The organism is Butyricimonas muris, assembly GCF_046365375.1.
GTDB lineage: Bacteria > Bacteroidota > Bacteroidia > Bacteroidales > Marinifilaceae > Butyricimonas > Butyricimonas muris.
The window spans coordinates 192,883-208,996 of the sequence record NZ_JBKEIT010000003.1 but is presented as its reverse complement, the minus strand read 5'-3'; the positions used below and the strand labels follow the sequence as shown (position 1 = coordinate 208,996).

The window sequence follows — 16,114 nt, the reverse complement described above, 5'->3', positions numbered from 1 at the left end:
TCTTTTTCCAGATGCAGAATTAATGCATTTCAAAGTAAAAGAAAGTGCGCTAATTCGAGGATGAAAAAATGAAGAGAAAAAGTGCACACGGATTGACAAATCTCAACTTTTCAAACAGATTTCGCTCCTTACAAGAATCCGTGGTTAACGTGAATAACTTGATACAGTAATCATAATCCACCTTTACATCTTTAAAGGTTACCTTTTATAAAAACAAAAAAAATAGTTCTCATCGCGCCACCACACAACACATGCATTTACAGCCATATAGCTACATAATAGCAAAACAATACACACTTTTCGGGTACCATACATACCTCCTTTTTCCGTTTCAAGTGTCATCATCACGTAACCAAGACTACATTTTTATTTTAATTTTAAAAATAATCAATCTATGAAAAAGTTATTATTATTATTTCTGATCGCTACAAACGCCCAGATTGGGTTTACCCAAGAAGAGAAGGTCAAATTAAGCAGACCCACACGTATTCTATGCACGATTGAAGGGGAAAAATTAACAACAGATGAACTAAAAACTCGATTAGAGTATAGTCGAATATTGCGTCCCGTGTATCAAGAAGATACATTAATACTAAATCCTCAGAATGCAGAAGCTATAAAATCCTTACCGGTAGAATACGTTGAATTCACGGAATTTTACATTAGAATAATGAATAGTTTTCTTAAAAACATGAATATCAAACAGAAAAACATCATGAAAGATTTATGGACGAACTATAAAATTTACACTTGCGTGGCCATGTATTATATCCATGTTAAAGATAAACAGTTCGTTATAGGAACAACTAAAGAAAATCTTATGGAAATAGGAATGACAGAAGATGAGTATGGTGAAATAGTAAATAACTTTCAAGCTGTAAACGCGATTAACGCTCAAGCCGAAAATTTAATAATAGATGAAAGAATATACAAGGATGGAATGTCCACAATTTTTTTTCAGGATTGTTATTTCAAGTTACTGGATGGGGACAACAGGTTATACAATCGTTTAAAAAGAGCATTTTATGAATCACTCGAAAGATTTGAAACAAAACATCAATCAAAATCTTAGCGTTATGAAAACACTATTATTACTTATTATTGCAGCTTTATTATTTTCATGCAATTCTGATGAAAAGTGTGGAATAATTGAAGAAACAGAGATAAATTCTTCAATCCTCAAAACGAACCCGTTATTTAACTCGGATAAAGATGTTTTACCGGAAAGCTTGAAAACGATAGCCAAATCAGTTAAAATTGATGGAGAGCGTTATTCTTTTATTTATCTTTAGACGAAGCACAACGCTTGGGTGCGACAAAAAAAGAATACAATGACGTTGTTGAAGCTGTTAAATACTTGAACCAAGAATTAGACAAAACAAAAGAAGAAGGAGGAATTATTCAAATGCCAAGCGACAAAGAGGAAACAACAAGTTCTCTATCACGTGGAAATGGTAAATACACGACATTCAATGTACTTTATAGCACGTACAACATCGGTACATTGCAATCCCTTAATGCCAGTTTACCGGTCCAAAAACAATTGTTGCAGAAGCAGGTGCAGCCTCTCTCTCGTGGAGTGCTCGCTTTAATGAAGCGAGTAAAGGAATTAGTTTCGCTCTTTCTGGTTTTCTAATATCTTCTTACGAGGAAAGAGAGGTTACTGCTCCATTATCAACTCCCGGACAGAAGACATCATGGGGATGGACCATAAATTGTGGCATGGGTGACGGAGCATACGGGTACGTTCTTTTTAAAACGCAAGATTACGATCCTGTAAACACAATTGGCTCAGATGATGCCTTGTTTAACCTTCCTATTGGCTTTGAGCTACTTTGTGATGATTATTACAATTATGACTATAACATTCGATTCCAGAATTATAGTGGCTATTCTTGTTCTTATGAAATTACAGAATACATGGGGGGAGGATTTCCAAGAAAGGGTACGCTCCGTTCAGGAGAACAAATTTCAATGTTATTTAGCAAAGATCGCACTTATGTACTAAAACTGAAGGATTCGCATGATTTTCAATATGAATACTCATGGAATATTAGCAGTCGTGTACAAATATAAAAACGAATAAATAACCTGTTGTCCAATTCTAAATAGCAAGGCTGCTTGAATGTATATAAATATATCAAGCAGCCAGTTACATGACGATTATCAACGAGAAAAAGCTAAAATGATAATTTCATTTTTTGAGAATTCTACCCAAATAGCTGACATCCAGCAAATTCACTGTCTCAAAATTTCCTTTATAAAACACTCCCCAGTTATTGAAAACGCAAGGTAATTCCTTTGCTTTTTGCAACGTATCCACTTGAATTAAAGACACGGGAACGTTGTTCGTTTCACAATACTGTTTTATGAGCTCGATTTTTTGATAGATATAGGGACATTGCATATCGTAATAAATTGTCAGCACGTTGCTTTCAATCTTCTGCTTTTTGGCATTTGGCGCGAACGCCGGTATTGTTCCGTCAAAAGAAAGTGCAAGCAATTCATATCCATCATCGGTAACATCAACAACCTCGAAGCCGAATTTCTTCGCGAATGATTGGTCGGAAAGCCAAGATTTTTGCTTCTTTGCCCCGAGCATACAAATGCCGGATTTACCTTTCTCTTTGGCATCAGCCAAACAATACTCCATCAGTAATTTTCCATACCCTTTTCCCTTATCACTACCAAGAACCCACAAGCAATAGACGTAATAATAATTGTTTCCAATCACGGGAACCCAAGCCGTTTCAAGAGGAGCGTATTCAATAAAAACCGTAGCCTTCGCGTTCAATTTTCTAAAGACATGACCTTCACTCAGCCTGTCCGAGAGCCATTGTCGTTTGGCGTCAATACCCTGATGGGGCTTTTTACTGCGGATGATGCAGCATAAATGCTCGTTGGTCAGGTTCTCTGTTGTTAAGTTTACAAAATCAGTATTCATGTGCATCTCGCTTCAAATTAGATATTATCAATCAACCGGTTGCAATTGTATCGATCTACTATCCATGTTATAAAGTCCAAATGTAGTGAATTTATACCGTTTTTCCGTGTACCCTCATCAACTTATTTAGCCTAAAGCTAGTATATTTCATAAATTTATTATTACCTTTACACCGTGAACAGTGTAAGTTTATTCTGATCGTTATCGTATGTATTTTTGTCGGACTGGTGACATCCGCTCTTTTTTCATCGTTGAATCAGACCAGTAGAACTTTCCTTGTTTTGTTAGTAATAGCCCAAAAAAACTGTCGTGCGGACTGAAAAGGGCACATGTTAAATATCAACGATGTTGTAAAAATGAAATCATTTTTTATTGGTAAATACGAGATCAAGCTGCCTATTATACAGGGCGGTATGGGTGTCGGTGTATCATTGAACAAACTGGCTTCCGCCGTGGCTAACGAGGGCGGAGTCGGAGTTATCTCGGCAGCGGGATTAGGACTCCTTTACCCTCAATTCAAAGGGAATTATCTGGAAAAATGCATTTACGGGCTTAGCGAGGAACTTCGGAAAGCCCGTGAAAAAACATACGGTGTTATCGGCGTGAATATCATGGTAGCCCTTTCCAACTTTTCGGATATGGTGCGGACGGCTATCGCGGAGAAAGCCGACGTTATCTTTGCCGGGGCGGGGCTTCCGTTGAATCTCCCGTCATTCTTGACAAAGGACAGCAAAACCATGCTGGTACCCATCGTATCCTCGGCACGGGCAGCAAAGCTGATTTGCGAAAAATGGTTGACGAATTACAACTATCTTCCCGATGCACTCGTGGTGGAAGGTCCGAAAGCCGGCGGACACTTGGGTTTCAAAAAGGAACAAATCGAGGATGAAAATTACTCTCTCGAACATTTGATCCCGGAAGTAGTGGAAATAGCGAAAAGTTACGCCGAACAGAAAAACATTCCGGTTATTGCCGCCGGGGGTATATCCACCGGAAAAGACATTGCCCGGTTCTTGAAACTCGGCGCCTCGGCAGCACAAATGGGTTCCATCTTCGTACCCACGGAAGAGTGCGATGCCTCCACGGAATTTAAAGAAGTGTACATTCACTCGGATAAAAAAGACGTTCGCATCATTCAAAGTCCGGTAGGAATGCCCGGTCGTGCTTTCGACGGGGAGTTTATCCGGGACGTTGCCGAGGGTAAAAAGAAACCTAAATCCTGTCCTTTCCATTGCATCAAAACTTGCGACTACACCAAAAGCCCTTACTGCATTATCAAGGCGCTTTACAATGCTGCAATCGGAAACCTAAAGGAAGGATACGCTTTCGCCGGTCAGAACGCCTACTTGGCGAATAAGATCAGCAGCGTGAAAGAAGTTATCGCCAAACTAAAGGCGGACTTTTCATTGAGTTTATAAAGTTCATAAGGTTTATAAGGTTTATAAAGTAACGGATGTCCTTCGGACAATGCTAATCGGCAGTTTGAGTTGCCGCAAACAAAGCACCCCGCAGGGGTCTACGAACTTTATAAACCTTATGAACTTTATGAACTTTATAAACTTTATGAACTAAATATATTTTCCCCGCTTTTTTACCATAAAGGTAACTTTTCCCAAAGATCATAGCCGTACCTTTGCAGCCGGAAATAAAAAACGAAAAGATTATGATGCAGGACAGTATTGATTTCGGGACGATGAATATTCCCAAGTTATTTCGCAAGATGTTTATTCCCACCTTGTTGGGGATGGTTCTTTCGGCCACGATCACGATTATCGACGGGATATTTGTGGGACGCGGCGTGGGGAGCGACGCGCTCGCGGCGGTAAACATCGTTGCCCCGTTCTTCATGTTGTCGGCGGGTATCGGTCTTATGTTCGGCGTCGGGGCTTCTATCGTCGCATCCATCCACTTGGCACACAACAAGGTGAAAGTTGCCAGTATAAATATCACGCAGGCAATTACCGTATCGTTAAGTATCACGGTTCTGCTGTGCGCCTTGGTCATGCTATTCAGAACAGACATGGCTTACCTGCTCGGCAGTTCCGACCTCTTGCTGCCTCTCGTGTTGGAATACATGAATTGGATCGTGCCTTTCCTTGCCTGTAATATGCTATTGAGCGTGGGATTGTTTGTCATTCGTCTGGACGGTTCCCCGACGTTCGCCATGATGTGTAGTGCCGTTCCCGCGGCAATAAATCTAGTGCTGGACTATGTCCTCGTGTTCCCGTTGCAGCTCGGTTTGGCGGGAGCCGCCATCGCTTCGGTAATCTCGGTCGTGGTCGGGAGTATCATGATACTGGTTTACCTGCTTAAATATAACAAGGTATTGTATCTTTACCGCCCGAAATTTTCCCTCAAAAGCATACGCTTGACGATAAGAAATATCGGGTACATGATAAAACTGGGCTTCTCGGCATTCCTCAACGAGGCCGCCATTGCCTGCATGATGCTCGTCGGTAACTACGTTTTCATCCATTATCTCGGAGAGGACGGCGTGGCGGCGTATAGCGTTGCCTGCTACTGGTTCCCGATTGTTTTCATGGTAAACAACGCCATCGCGCAATCCACCCAACCGATCATCAGTTACAACTACGGCGCGGGACAATGGATACGGGTGAAGCAGGCATTCCGGCTCTCGTTGAAATTCGCTATCATTTGCGGGGCTCTGGCTTGTCTTGTGACCATTGTGCTATGCCCCGCGGTGGTGTCCCTCTTCCTCGGCAGCACGGGTAACGCGCGGGAAATTGCCATACAGGGCATCCCCTACTTCGCACTCGGCTTCCTGTTCTTCGCGCTTAACATCGTGTGTATCGGGTATTTCCAGAGCATCGAGAAATTCAAGCAAGCGACGTTCTTTACCGTTCTCCGGGGTATTGTTATCATCACCGTGTGCTTTGTCAGCCTCCCGCTCCTCTGGGGAATAAAAGGGATATGGCTGGCGGTACCGTTCACGGAATTGATTACCTTTGCCATTATCGTATCGTACTATTTACGCCAGCACTTTAAAAGATGAAAGATACCACTTTGCAGATAATAACGAGTCGTTTGTCCGCCACCGAGCATGAAATACGGACACTCTTGGAGAACGCGGAGGAACAAACGTTCTCCCACAAGGATATCATTGTCCACGAGGGGGAATCGAACAGTAACCTTTATATCATCACCCGCGGCGTGTGGCGTGCTTACACGTTCAAGGACGGTTCGGAAGCCACTCTGTGGTTCGCCGGCGAAGGCGAAATCGCTTTCTCCACGTGGGGATACGTGGCAAACATCCCTTCCCGTCTGACCTTGGAAGCCGTGACGGACAGCGAGGCTTATTGCCTGACCAAAGAGAAACTGGAACAATTGTACCGTTCCTCCGTGCAGTTGGCAAATCTCGGGCGAAGGATTCTTGAAAACTTCATGCTGGAAATCGAAATCTCTTGGCTGGACTCGTATAACCGCACCGCTTTCGAGCGCTACGTGATGCTCCTGCAAAAACAACCGGAAATCATACAGTCCGTTCCCTTGAAGCATATAGCGTCGTACCTTGGTGTCACGGCTCAATCCCTAAGTCGCATCAGGGCTCAGTTAGTCCGGCTCACGGAATCCACTCCACCACTCCCGTGACGGGATGCCGTTTACGCCAGTTCATGAAATCGGTGTACGTGCGGACGCCGTCCCGAAGGACTGCCTGATAATACTCCACGCCCATGATTTTTTCGTCATCGGGAGTTTCGTGTTTCAGCCTCAATATAGTTCCCCGCGTTTCCGGTGTCAGTACTTGAGTGATTCGCTCCGCCATCCGCTCGAAAAAACCGTCATAACGGGAACCACCCAGTATATGAATCATGTCAATCTGCCACTCGTCACCCTCCCGGTCGAGGTAATAAGCGTGCCACTCGATACAGTGCTCGTCGGTATCCAATGAATTGATACATTCCACCCGCCGGATAGCCGGATGCTCTGCCAGCTTCGCCATGGCGGCAAAACTGTCGGCAATCACGACGGGATTGGAATAGACGTGAAAGTCGATATCCAGATGCTTCACCAGTAAACCCGTTTTTACCGATCCTACCAACCGGGGTTCCACTCCCACTGACCGCCAAATAGCCTCGATGCCGGTATCCGCGATAATTTCCTTGGCTCGCCGCAGGTTACGGAGAGCTAAATTTTCGATCGTTTGCCTCGGGCAAGTCGCGGGTTGCAGGTTCTTACTGTCCATAGATATATCTCATTTTTTCAAGGCACAATCTTCACACAAGCCTTTCAGCACGTAATTGATGCTTTCGAGGGTGAAGTTCATCGGTAAATCGACTGTCGGCACGTGTATTTTTCGCAGGCAATAGGTCTTGTGACAATTCCGGCAATAGAAATGGGCGTGCAGGTCGTCGATAGAACAAGTACATTCATTGCTGCACACGGAATACTTCAATGAACCGGAACCGTCGTCAATACAATGAATCAAGTGATGATCCAGAAAAAGATTGATCGTCCGGAATATCGTGGACTTATCTACCGTGTCCAAATCGTTCTCCAGATCAAGCAGGCTGAACGCCCGCGTAAACCGTAACATACCTTTTAATATCAGTAGCCGCATGGCGGTGGGTTTAATTCCCCGCCTTTCCAGTTTATCCAAATATACCGTTTCTTCCATATCCTTTATTTTACCTGTATCCTTATCGCATTGAGAATCGCCAACAGGGCAACCCCGACATCGGCAAAGACTGCCTCCCACATGGTAGCGACCCCGAATGCCCCAAGCACCAGTACTACCAGTTTCACGCCGAATGCCAACGCAATATTCTGCCACACCACGCGGCGGGTAACTTTTCCGATCTTGACGGCGGTTGCAATCTTGCTCGGCTGATCGGTCTGTATCACCACGTCGGCAATCTCTATCGCGGCATCGCTCCCGAGTCCGCCCATGGCAATCCCCACGTCAGCGAGGGCAAGTACCGGGGCATCATTGATCCCGTCACCCGCGAAAGCCACTTTCCTGCTCGGCTCGGCTTTCAACTCTTCCAACCGAGCCACTTTATCTGCCGGGAGTAAATCACCGTAAGCTTTGTCGATACCCAAACTTTTCGCTAATTTAGTAACAATTGCCTGTTTATCTCCCGATAATACCTCAATATTATTAATATTTAAACTTTTTAATGCCGCAACCGCGTCTGCCGCATCTTCCTTCGGCGCATCCGCCAACAAGAGATAGCCCGCGTACACGCCGTCCACCGCGCAAACGACTACCGTTTCCGGCACGCTCGCCAAACCCGCAGGATACGTCACCCCGTTCGTGTCCAGCAACCGCGTGTTCCCGACCAACACTTCCCGCCCGTCGACACGGACACTCAACCCGTGACCGGGTAATTCTTTCGCATCCGTCACCGCCAGCGGCTCGATTCCCCGCAACCGGACGTACCGTACGACCGCTTTCGCCACGGGGTGCGTGCTATTTCCCTCTGCCGCCGCCACGATTGCCAGCATCGTGTCCGCCTCGAAACCGTTCCCGGCGTGTGCCTCCCGTACCTCGAACTCACCCCGCGTGAGTGTACCCGTTTTGTCAAACACGACCGTGTTTACCCGCGTGATCGCATCGAGATAGTTTCCCCCTTTGAACAGGATCCCGTGACGGGATGCCGCCCCGATTCCCCCGAAATACCCCAGCGGGATACTCACCACGAGGGCACACGGGCAAGAGATCACCAGAAACACGAGGGCACGATACAGCCAATCGTCAAAGACATAAGCAAATCCCGGTTGCGCCAGCGAATAGATAAAGGGCAACAACACGATCAATACTGCCAACCCCGTCACCACGGGCGTGTACACCCGGGCGAAACGACGGATAAACAACTCCGTCGGTGCTTTCCGTTCCGTGGCATTCTGCACCATTTCCAGCACGCGCGCCAGCTCGCTCCGGTCATAAGGTCGCGTCACCCGTACCCGTACCACCCGATCCATGGCGATCATCCCCGCCAACACGGATTCACCTTGCCGGATATCCCGGGGCAAACTCTCGCCTGTCAACGCCGACGTGTTGAATGCCGCCGTTTCGCCCAGCATCACGCCATCGAGCGGCACCCGTTCCCCCGCCTTCACCTCCACCGTCTCGCCAACCTGCACGTTTGCCGGGACTTCCGCCACGACACTGCCCCCGCGAATCACCGCCGCCACTTCCGGGCGCACGTCAAGCAACGCCTTCACGCGGGAACGGGCACGTTCCACCGCTGCGTCTTGAAACTTCTCCCCGACGGAATAGAACAGCATCACCGCCACTCCCTCCGGGTATTCCCCGATATAAAAAGCCCCGAGTGCCGCCACACTCATCAACATAAACTCGTTAAAATACTCCCGTTCCCACAGGCAGCCAACAGCTTCCCGCAACACGGGCAAACCTACCGGAAGAAACGCCACCGCGTACCACATCGCCCTCACGTGTCCCTCCCCGAACCACACCGCGTTTCCCCATGTCATCCCGATCCCGCTAACCAACAGGATAAATGACACGATCTCTTTCACGTATTGTTTCATAACCTTTCGTTTTATTTCCGGTAAAGGTACAGAGATAATCTTGCAACCAAATTGCAAAAAAAAACAGAACACACGCGTTCCCGGCATTACCGTTCACACGCGTGTTCTCCGAGTTGACACTCTGTATCCGCTTGAAGACGCTAACGCGTCAGTGTCCTTCCCTGCTTTCCACGATCTCCGGCATGTGCTGCATCGCCCAATCGACGAGCGTCCGGATATGGGGCATCAAGCTTTCGCCCGTTCCCGTCAGTTGATACTCTACCCGCGGGGGTACTTCAGCGTACACCTTGCGCGACACTAACCCGTCCGCCTCGAGGGTACGCAGGGTCACCGTCAGCATTCGCTGCGAGATATCCGCGATAGCGTTGTGAATATCCCGAAAACGCATTGTTCCGTTCGCTTCCAGCGTCACCAGCACCAGCATCGACCATTTGTCCCCCAGACGACTCAACACGTCACGTATGGGACATTTCCCGTTAGCGTGAAAATTTTTCATTTTTTTTATCAATATATCCCGTTTAGTATCAACATTACTAACATCCGTGTAACTATCTTATCTCCAAGTACGTTCTTGTTTTTACGAATTAGATAGCATACTTTTGCTATACAAAAGTAATAAACTTACTTAATAGAACTATTGTTTCACGCTAAAAAAAATACATTATGGCAAAGAAAGTTGCAGTTTTGGCAGTAAACCCGGTCAACGGGTTCGGTTTATTCCAGTACTTGGAAGCGTTTTTCGAGAACGGGATACCTTATAAAGTATTCGCGGTTGCCGACACGAAAGAGATCAAAACAAACTCCGGTATCACCCTGTTTGCCGACGACGTGATCGCTCACCTCAAGGGACACGAGGATGAATACGACGCACTCGTGTTCGGTTGTGGCGACGCCATGCCCAAGTTCGGCGAGAATGCCGGGAAACCTTACAATCAGGATATGCTCGCCGTCATCAAGGCTTTCGGCGACAAGGGGAAAATTATTATCGGTCACTGTGCCGCAGCCATGATGTTTGATGCCACGGGTATCAGCACCGGCAAGAAAGTGGCAGTCCATCCGCTGGCAAAAGCCGCCATACAAAAAGGCATCGCTACCGACGAGAAATTCGAGATCGATGGTAATTTCTACACTGCCCAGACTGAAAACACAATCTGGACGATGATGCCGCAATTGATCGAGAGATTGAAAACGAATTGACCCGGTGATTGCCGAATCCCTCATTCTTGAAGTCCCCACACTTGGGGACTTCAAGAATAAAGGTGTTAAAAGTCAATTTCAATTGCCCGGCATCGTCATGAACAACCCCATGATCCAGTACACGAGTCCGGACATCACGATGGTCGCGGGGATAGTCAATACCCATGCTGCCACGATATTCGTCGCCGTTGCCCAACGGACGGATGCCACACCTTTCGTGATGCCGACGCCGATGATGGCACCGGTGATGGTATGTGTGGTACTCACGGGAATACCCAGAACTGCCGTTCCCATCAACGTCAACGCACCGGATGTTTCGGCACAGAATCCTTGGACGGGTTTCAACCGTGCCAACCCGTCGCCCAAGGTCTTGATCACTTTCTTTCCCCCGACGATGGTACCCAAGGCGATCACCGAGTAGCAAGTGACGATCAACCACACGGGCACGTGGAACGATCCCGTGTTCTCGTACAGGTATTCACTCACGAAAGTGTTGCTACCTGCCACGCTATAAAGCAAAATAGCGATGATACCCATCGTTTTCTGGGCATCGTTCGCGCCATGTCCCAAACTGAATATAGCGGAAGAGAATAATTGCAATCCTTTGAACAAGCCCTCGACTTTCAACGGGTGTTTGCGTCTGAATATCAACATCGTCAGGCACATCGTGAAAAAACCGAGTATCATACCGATAAGCGGGGAAAGCACGATGAACACTGCAATCTTGATAATCCCGGAAGCCACGAGAGCATCGCTCCCGAAGGTGAACCACACGGGACCGATCAACCCGCCGATCAAGGCATGGGACACGCTGATAGGCATCCCGAAATGAGTACACAACCATACCCAGATGACCGAGCCGATCAAAGCGGCGAAAATCAGGTATTCATTAATCCGGGAGGCTTCCACAATCCCCTCTCCCATCGTGTGCGCCACGCTCACGCCGAAGATAAAAATAGCGGCGAAATTCCAGAACGCCGCCCAAAGCACTGCCATAGTGGGAGAGAATACACGAGTGGCGACGATCGTCGCTATCGAATTTGCCGCATCGTTCATCCCGTTCAGGAAGTCGAACAAGAGAGCGATCACGATGGCTAAAAGAACTATTGTCAGCATAACGATCAGGCAAATTTGATGATAATACCCCTCACGATGTCACTCACGTCCTTTGCCCGGTCGGTAGCATCTTCCAGTACCTGTCCTATATTTTTCAATTTAACCAACTCTATCGCGTCTTTCTCGTTGGCAAACACGTCGCTCATGAATTCTTCATACAGGTTATCCACGTCATGCTCTATCTGCTTGATCCGGACACATTTCTCGTTAATCTCCTGCGGTCTTTTCTGGAGTTGATCCAACTCGTCCATGATCTGCCCCAGAATCCGGGCATCCTCGACGATACATTGCGCCATGGCAACCATCAACTGGTTGACGTTTTTCGGCCGATACATCAATACCCTTTTTGCCGCGTCATGGATAAAATCCAACAAAGTATCCATGCTGCTTCCCAGACGGTTGATATCCTCCCGGTCGAAAGGGGTCACGAATGTCTTGTTCAATTCCTCGTAGAGCCGTGCCGTGATCTGATCACCACTATGCTCGTAATCTTTGACCTTCTTGTACAAAGTCTTTTGATTTTCAGGTTTCCGCTCTTGCAAAAGTTCAACCAGAAGTTTCGCGGCAGCCTCGATATTAACGGCTTGCTCGATATATAAAGGATAAAACTTTTTTTCCTTTACGACAAATAATTGAAGAAATCGGTCTATTTTCATTTCATTATTGATTAGTACGCAAATGTACAATCCTCCCGCGTATTACAGTGTTAAATTATTACAAAAATATTACATTTTCCGCGAACGTTTACACCCGGGCGATCGAAAGAAAACAAGTGAAAAAGACCAGCGTCGTACCTAGCCATAAACGTTCCGCGGCAAGAGGCGAAAGTCCCCAAAAACGATATTCCAAAGCACCGTGGCGGCACACGGCGAGACAATCGCCGCACAACGTGCAATTCACCGCCGGACGCCCCTTGAGGATGCTCTCCCGGGGTAAAGCATCATAGCGGCATACCCGCGCACAAGCCATGCAACGCGTGCAACGGTCGTTTACCCGGAAACGCCACGGGGATATATACTTCAAATAAGACACCAAGGTACCCGCCGGACAATAGGTTGAACAATGCGCAGCTATTTTCCGTCCCCGGGATACAAGCACGATTATCCCGACGCCTGCCACTCCCGCAAAGGCAGCTATTAGCGAGGCATAAATCACGGGAACATGAAATAATCTCAATCCCAAAGCCACAAGGATAAACACCGCAAGTACCGTCCAACGGATGCCGGCTCTTGTGCCCGGCTTTATCCCCTGCCGCTTGCCGTTCTTCCCCGCCGCCAGACTGTCCCACGCCCCGAAGTAACACAGCTGACTACACCACGCCCCCCCGGAAAGCAATATCGTGATCAAGAACAAGAAGGGCATAAAGGACATTTCTCCCCGGTAGAATACCCCGACCGGAATCAATCCCGGTATCGGGAAGTGTAACTTGCCGGACATGAGGAAAACGGTATCCGCAAAAATACCCAGTGCCAGTTGAAAGAAAAATACCACGGAAAACAACAACCATATCCGCCGCCGCCAAACGGCACGCTTCGCCCTGTCGAACATCTTTAAATAAAGCCACCCGCCGAACAGTGCCGCCAACACGACCTGCAACCAACCACCGCCGGGCAACAGGCGTTCCGCCAGCAATAGCGGCGGTCGCACCATTACCTGCACGAGCGAGAGCAACGCTCCCGTTACCAGCATCGTCACGACGGCACCCGTAACACCTTCTTTTTTTACATGGTTATTTTTACTCATAACAAGGGCAAAGATAGTAATTCTTTTAAAAACTCCTCCGTCTGCTTCGCAGCCACCTCCTCTATAAACAGAGGAGGAGCTGGTGAATCTTACCGAAGACAGTGAGTAACTTAGCTCTCCCTCTGTTTATAGAGGGAAATCGGCGAGTAAGCGAGAATAGAAAGAGAGCTTGCTCGTTGTCTGTCGAGCGAGAGCCGATTCGAGACCGCTTCGGGCTCAATACCCCGAAGGGGGAGGGAGTTTTTTAAGAAAATGACTTTTGCCCCGGTTACTCTATCTTCTTCTTCATCGTCAGTTTATTCTCTTCTCCTATCCGCTCGTAAGTCACCTCGTTCATGATCTGGCGAATAAGAAATATCCCCAGACCGCCGACAGGACGTTCTTCGAGAGGCAAGGTGATATCGGCGTCGGGAACTTGTGTCGGGTCAAAAGACATACCGCGATCCGTGAGTAAAAAGATCAAGTGTTCGCCGGAAGACGTGACCTTCAAGGTTATCTCGTGTAACTGATCTTGAGGATAAGCATACAGGATGATATTAATCACGGCTTCCTCCAACGCCAGATCAATATTCATCGTGACCGCCGGGGATAACCCTAATTCGACACCCAGTTCCTCGACAAAATCGGCTAACCGGGCTATTTCCGCCGTATTGTTGGCAATTTTAATCTCTTTCTCCATTTGTATCCGATTTGAATTCATAATGAATGACTAACATCGTTAAATCGTCACTCGGCTCCGCGTCCTTCACGTGAGCGACAACAGAAGCCAGAACGGCATCCACGATCCCCCGCACGTTTGACGAGGTATTCGCGGCGAGCGTTTCAAGCAAGCGTCTGTCCGAATACAGTTCGCAGTTCTCGTTTTCCGCCTCGGTCACCCCGTCCGTGTACAGAAATAACTTCGTCCCTTTTTCAAGTGTTATCTCTTCCTCCGCGTACTCGTATTTATCCATAACCCCTACAAAGAGGTTTGTCTTGACTTCCATAAAACCGGTTTTCCCGTCCGGATGAATCAACACGGGCGGGTTGTGTCCCGCGTTACAGTATTTCAATACTCCGGTTGATAAATCCAGTATGCCTATAAATAAAGTAACGAACATGGCCGATTCGTTGTTCTCGGACACCGAATTATTCATCTTGACCATAATTTCCGCAGGCGAACTCATCCCCGAAGAGAGAGTCCGGAACAGACTGCGGGTGATCGCCATAAACAAGGACGCGGGTACGCCTTTCCCCGACACGTCGCCGATAGCGAAGTAAAGCCTGTCTTTCTCTATGAAGAAATCGTACAGGTCACCGCCGACTTCCTTGGCAGGTTTCAGCACAGCGTCCAAATCCACGTCGCCCCGCTCCGGGAAGGGAGGGAATATCTTGGGAGTCATGCCCATCTGGATATCGCGGGCTATGCTTAACTCGCTCTCGATACGCTCCTTGCTTGCCGTCGTCAGCCGGAGTTCCGCCACGTACTCGGAAAGGGAATGTTGCATATAAGCAAAGGAGTCGTGCAGTTCTTTCATCTCGTCGCGGGAGTTGACGGCGGGCAACTCCTCGTTGAAGTACCCGGAAGCAATCACTTGCGCAACACGGGAAAAGTCTTCCAGCGGGCGTACCAGTTTCTTGATAATGTAATAGGTGAACACGAACAAGAGTAATACCCCGGTAAAGAACAGGTAAAGGATATTCCGGGAAGTGGAATAGAGTTCATGCAGGATAACGTCCCTCCGACAGATATTGCATACCGACCACCCGCTGCCGGGAATCGGCGTGTAGAAAGCGAAAGAAGGTTGTCCCCCGTCCCGGAAAGCGTAAGTACCCGCGTGTCCCGCGAGCATTTCCCGCCCGATATGTTCCAGTTCTCCGCTCCCGCTCTCGAAAGCGTTCGAGAAGATCGTTTCATTCATGATCTTTTCGCGGTGGCGATGCGTCAGGTAACTCCCGTTACGACTGAGTAAAAACGAATAGCTGGACTCGTAAGGACTCAACCGGTCGACCATATCCGTGAATCGGGATAAAGAAATATTGGCAGTGAACACGGCGTACATCTCCCCCCGCGCATCATATAAAGGAAGCGAGAATGTCGACATTATCATGTTGCTCCCTCCCCCGTCGTAGTATGGCTCACTCCAATAACTCGTCTTCAATAATTTGGGAAGCAAATACCAATCCATACAGGGATAGTCGTAACTCTTTCCCCCCAAACGCACGGAAACAATTCGTTCTCCGTCACGGTAGGTCTGAAGCATGAAATATTCCCCGTTTTCCTTAAAATAAAAAGGTTCGAACGCGATGGCACTCCCCACGATCAAATCATTATTCTCCACGACTGCACGTATCACTTTATATAGAGAATCCGGTTCGGACAAATGTTCCCCGACCATCCATCCCGCCTGCCGCAAAGCAGTTTCGACCCCGGACAGACTACCGGAAACCCGCGTAGCCATGCTAGCCAACAACCCGTGCGTGCGTTCGATAGCACGCCACGTGACTTCTTCCCGGTTGTAAGAATAAAAGACAGCCATCACTGCCGTGAAAATAACAATCACGAAAGTAAGCGTGTAAATACTCAAACGAGTGGCGAAGGACTTGAATTGTATTTTCATA

General features: G+C 47.7%; 18 protein-coding genes. 8 read left to right on the top strand and 10 right to left on the bottom strand.

Annotation, left to right across the window (positions count from 1 at the left end):
- Positions 1-394: 394 nt before the first annotated feature.
- The 4 genes from ACK8P8_RS06250 (at position 395) to ACK8P8_RS06235 (ending at position 2,076) form a co-directional block, all read left to right on the top strand.
- The gene (locus ACK8P8_RS06250; protein WP_369860711.1) at positions 395-1,072 is read left to right on the top strand and encodes a hypothetical protein; all 678 of its coding nucleotides are present in this window, start codon (positions 395-397) and stop codon (positions 1,070-1,072) included.
- A gap of 4 nt (positions 1,073-1,076) precedes the next feature.
- On the top strand, positions 1,077-1,292 hold the full coding sequence (locus ACK8P8_RS06245) for a hypothetical protein (protein WP_369860712.1): 216 nt from the start codon (positions 1,077-1,079) through the stop codon (positions 1,290-1,292).
- A 14-nt stretch (positions 1,293-1,306) separates the two neighbouring features.
- Entirely contained in the window at positions 1,307-1,636 is a 330-nt protein-coding gene (locus tag ACK8P8_RS06240) for a hypothetical protein (protein ID WP_369860713.1), read from the top strand.
- Between the two features lie 86 nt (positions 1,637-1,722).
- On the top strand, positions 1,723-2,076 hold the full coding sequence (locus tag ACK8P8_RS06235) for a hypothetical protein (RefSeq protein ID WP_369860714.1): 354 nt from the start codon (positions 1,723-1,725) through the stop codon (positions 2,074-2,076).
- Between the two features lie 118 nt (positions 2,077-2,194).
- Here ACK8P8_RS06235 and ACK8P8_RS06230 read toward each other — a convergent pair whose 3' ends face one another.
- Positions 2,195-2,944, bottom strand: a complete 750-nt coding sequence (locus ACK8P8_RS06230) for an N-acetyltransferase (RefSeq protein WP_369860715.1) — start codon at positions 2,942-2,944, stop codon at positions 2,195-2,197.
- Between the two features lie 356 nt (positions 2,945-3,300).
- Here ACK8P8_RS06230 and ACK8P8_RS06225 point away from each other — a divergent pair, with 356 nt between their 5' ends.
- The 3 genes from ACK8P8_RS06225 (at position 3,301) to ACK8P8_RS06215 (ending at position 6,553) form a co-directional block, all read left to right on the top strand.
- The gene (locus ACK8P8_RS06225) at positions 3,301-4,362 is read left to right on the top strand and encodes an NAD(P)H-dependent flavin oxidoreductase (protein WP_369860716.1); all 1,062 of its coding nucleotides are present in this window, start codon (positions 3,301-3,303) and stop codon (positions 4,360-4,362) included.
- A gap of 245 nt (positions 4,363-4,607) precedes the next feature.
- A complete protein-coding gene (locus ACK8P8_RS06220; RefSeq protein WP_186975133.1) occupies positions 4,608-5,957 on the top strand; it encodes an MATE family efflux transporter in 1,350 nt (449 codons plus the stop codon).
- Positions 5,954-6,553 (top strand): Crp/Fnr family transcriptional regulator, encoded by a 600-nt coding sequence (locus ACK8P8_RS06215; RefSeq protein ID WP_099292101.1) that lies wholly within the window; start codon positions 5,954-5,956, stop codon positions 6,551-6,553. The genes ACK8P8_RS06220 and ACK8P8_RS06215 overlap by 4 nt, the downstream gene beginning before the upstream one ends.
- Here the strand turns inward: ACK8P8_RS06215 and ACK8P8_RS06210 are convergent.
- From ACK8P8_RS06210 to ACK8P8_RS06195, 4 genes are all read right to left on the bottom strand, one after another.
- Entirely contained in the window at positions 6,525-7,148 is a 624-nt protein-coding gene (locus ACK8P8_RS06210) for a phosphoglycerate mutase family protein (RefSeq protein WP_186975131.1), read from the bottom strand. The genes ACK8P8_RS06215 and ACK8P8_RS06210 overlap by 29 nt on opposite strands.
- Positions 7,149-7,157: 9 nt before the next feature.
- Positions 7,158-7,580, bottom strand: a complete 423-nt coding sequence (locus ACK8P8_RS06205; RefSeq protein ID WP_186975130.1) for a Fur family transcriptional regulator — start codon at positions 7,578-7,580, stop codon at positions 7,158-7,160.
- Between the two features lie 5 nt (positions 7,581-7,585).
- Entirely contained in the window at positions 7,586-9,457 is a 1,872-nt protein-coding gene (locus ACK8P8_RS06200) for a heavy metal translocating P-type ATPase (protein WP_369860717.1), read from the bottom strand.
- A gap of 148 nt (positions 9,458-9,605) precedes the next feature.
- On the bottom strand, positions 9,606-9,953 hold the full coding sequence (locus tag ACK8P8_RS06195; RefSeq protein ID WP_227215270.1) for a winged helix-turn-helix transcriptional regulator: 348 nt from the start codon (positions 9,951-9,953) through the stop codon (positions 9,606-9,608).
- Between the two features lie 167 nt (positions 9,954-10,120).
- Between ACK8P8_RS06195 and ACK8P8_RS06190 the strand changes: the two genes are divergently transcribed.
- Positions 10,121-10,654 carry a DJ-1/PfpI family protein gene (locus ACK8P8_RS06190; RefSeq protein ID WP_099292096.1) on the top strand — a complete coding sequence of 178 codons (534 nt, stop codon included), beginning with the start codon at positions 10,121-10,123 and terminating at the stop codon, positions 10,652-10,654.
- Between the two features lie 78 nt (positions 10,655-10,732).
- Here ACK8P8_RS06190 and ACK8P8_RS06185 read toward each other — a convergent pair whose 3' ends face one another.
- The 5 genes from ACK8P8_RS06185 to ACK8P8_RS06165 all read right to left on the bottom strand — a co-directional run bounded on the left by ACK8P8_RS06185 (position 10,733) and on the right by ACK8P8_RS06165 (position 16,113).
- Positions 10,733-11,770, bottom strand: coding sequence for an inorganic phosphate transporter (locus tag ACK8P8_RS06185; RefSeq protein ID WP_099292095.1), 1,038 nt, complete (start codon positions 11,768-11,770; stop codon positions 10,733-10,735).
- Between the two features lie 5 nt (positions 11,771-11,775).
- Positions 11,776-12,426 (bottom strand): DUF47 domain-containing protein, encoded by a 651-nt coding sequence (locus tag ACK8P8_RS06180; protein ID WP_099292094.1) that lies wholly within the window; start codon positions 12,424-12,426, stop codon positions 11,776-11,778.
- A gap of 88 nt (positions 12,427-12,514) precedes the next feature.
- Positions 12,515-13,513, bottom strand: a complete 999-nt coding sequence (locus tag ACK8P8_RS06175; RefSeq protein WP_369860718.1) for a 4Fe-4S binding protein — start codon at positions 13,511-13,513, stop codon at positions 12,515-12,517.
- 268 nt (positions 13,514-13,781) lie between these two features.
- On the bottom strand, positions 13,782-14,192 hold the full coding sequence (locus ACK8P8_RS06170; protein WP_369860719.1) for an ATP-binding protein: 411 nt from the start codon (positions 14,190-14,192) through the stop codon (positions 13,782-13,784).
- A complete protein-coding gene (locus ACK8P8_RS06165; RefSeq protein ID WP_369860720.1) occupies positions 14,176-16,113 on the bottom strand; it encodes a SpoIIE family protein phosphatase in 1,938 nt (645 codons plus the stop codon). The genes ACK8P8_RS06170 and ACK8P8_RS06165 overlap by 17 nt, the downstream gene beginning before the upstream one ends.
- Position 16,114: the final 1 nt, after the last annotated feature.

Coding starts and splice junctions, on each gene's coding strand:
- ACK8P8_RS06210 (WP_186975131.1), bottom strand. CDS start 7,148: ATGGACAGTAAGAACCTGCAACCCGCGACTTGCCCGAGGCAAACGATC.
- ACK8P8_RS06245 (WP_369860712.1), top strand. CDS start 1,077: ATGAAAACACTATTATTACTTATTATTGCAGCTTTATTATTTTCATGC.
- ACK8P8_RS06230 (WP_369860715.1), bottom strand. CDS start 2,944: ATGAATACTGATTTTGTAAACTTAACAACAGAGAACCTGACCAACGAG.
- ACK8P8_RS06190 (WP_099292096.1), top strand. CDS start 10,121: ATGGCAAAGAAAGTTGCAGTTTTGGCAGTAAACCCGGTCAACGGGTTC.
- ACK8P8_RS06250 (WP_369860711.1), top strand. CDS start 395: ATGAAAAAGTTATTATTATTATTTCTGATCGCTACAAACGCCCAGATT.
- ACK8P8_RS06220 (WP_186975133.1), top strand. CDS start 4,608: ATGATGCAGGACAGTATTGATTTCGGGACGATGAATATTCCCAAGTTA.
- ACK8P8_RS06165 (WP_369860720.1), bottom strand. CDS start 16,113: ATGAAAATACAATTCAAGTCCTTCGCCACTCGTTTGAGTATTTACACG.
- ACK8P8_RS06235 (WP_369860714.1), top strand. CDS start 1,723: ATGGGTGACGGAGCATACGGGTACGTTCTTTTTAAAACGCAAGATTAC.
- ACK8P8_RS06225 (WP_369860716.1), top strand. CDS start 3,301: ATGAAATCATTTTTTATTGGTAAATACGAGATCAAGCTGCCTATTATA.
- ACK8P8_RS06195 (WP_227215270.1), bottom strand. CDS start 9,953: ATGAAAAATTTTCACGCTAACGGGAAATGTCCCATACGTGACGTGTTG.
- ACK8P8_RS06180 (WP_099292094.1), bottom strand. CDS start 12,426: ATGAAAATAGACCGATTTCTTCAATTATTTGTCGTAAAGGAAAAAAAG.
- ACK8P8_RS06215 (WP_099292101.1), top strand. CDS start 5,954: ATGAAAGATACCACTTTGCAGATAATAACGAGTCGTTTGTCCGCCACC.
- ACK8P8_RS06205 (WP_186975130.1), bottom strand. CDS start 7,580: ATGGAAGAAACGGTATATTTGGATAAACTGGAAAGGCGGGGAATTAAA.
- ACK8P8_RS06170 (WP_369860719.1), bottom strand. CDS start 14,192: ATGGAGAAAGAGATTAAAATTGCCAACAATACGGCGGAAATAGCCCGG.
- ACK8P8_RS06185 (WP_099292095.1), bottom strand. CDS start 11,770: ATGCTGACAATAGTTCTTTTAGCCATCGTGATCGCTCTCTTGTTCGAC.
- ACK8P8_RS06200 (WP_369860717.1), bottom strand. CDS start 9,457: ATGAAACAATACGTGAAAGAGATCGTGTCATTTATCCTGTTGGTTAGC.
- ACK8P8_RS06175 (WP_369860718.1), bottom strand. CDS start 13,513: ATGAGTAAAAATAACCATGTAAAAAAAGAAGGTGTTACGGGTGCCGTC.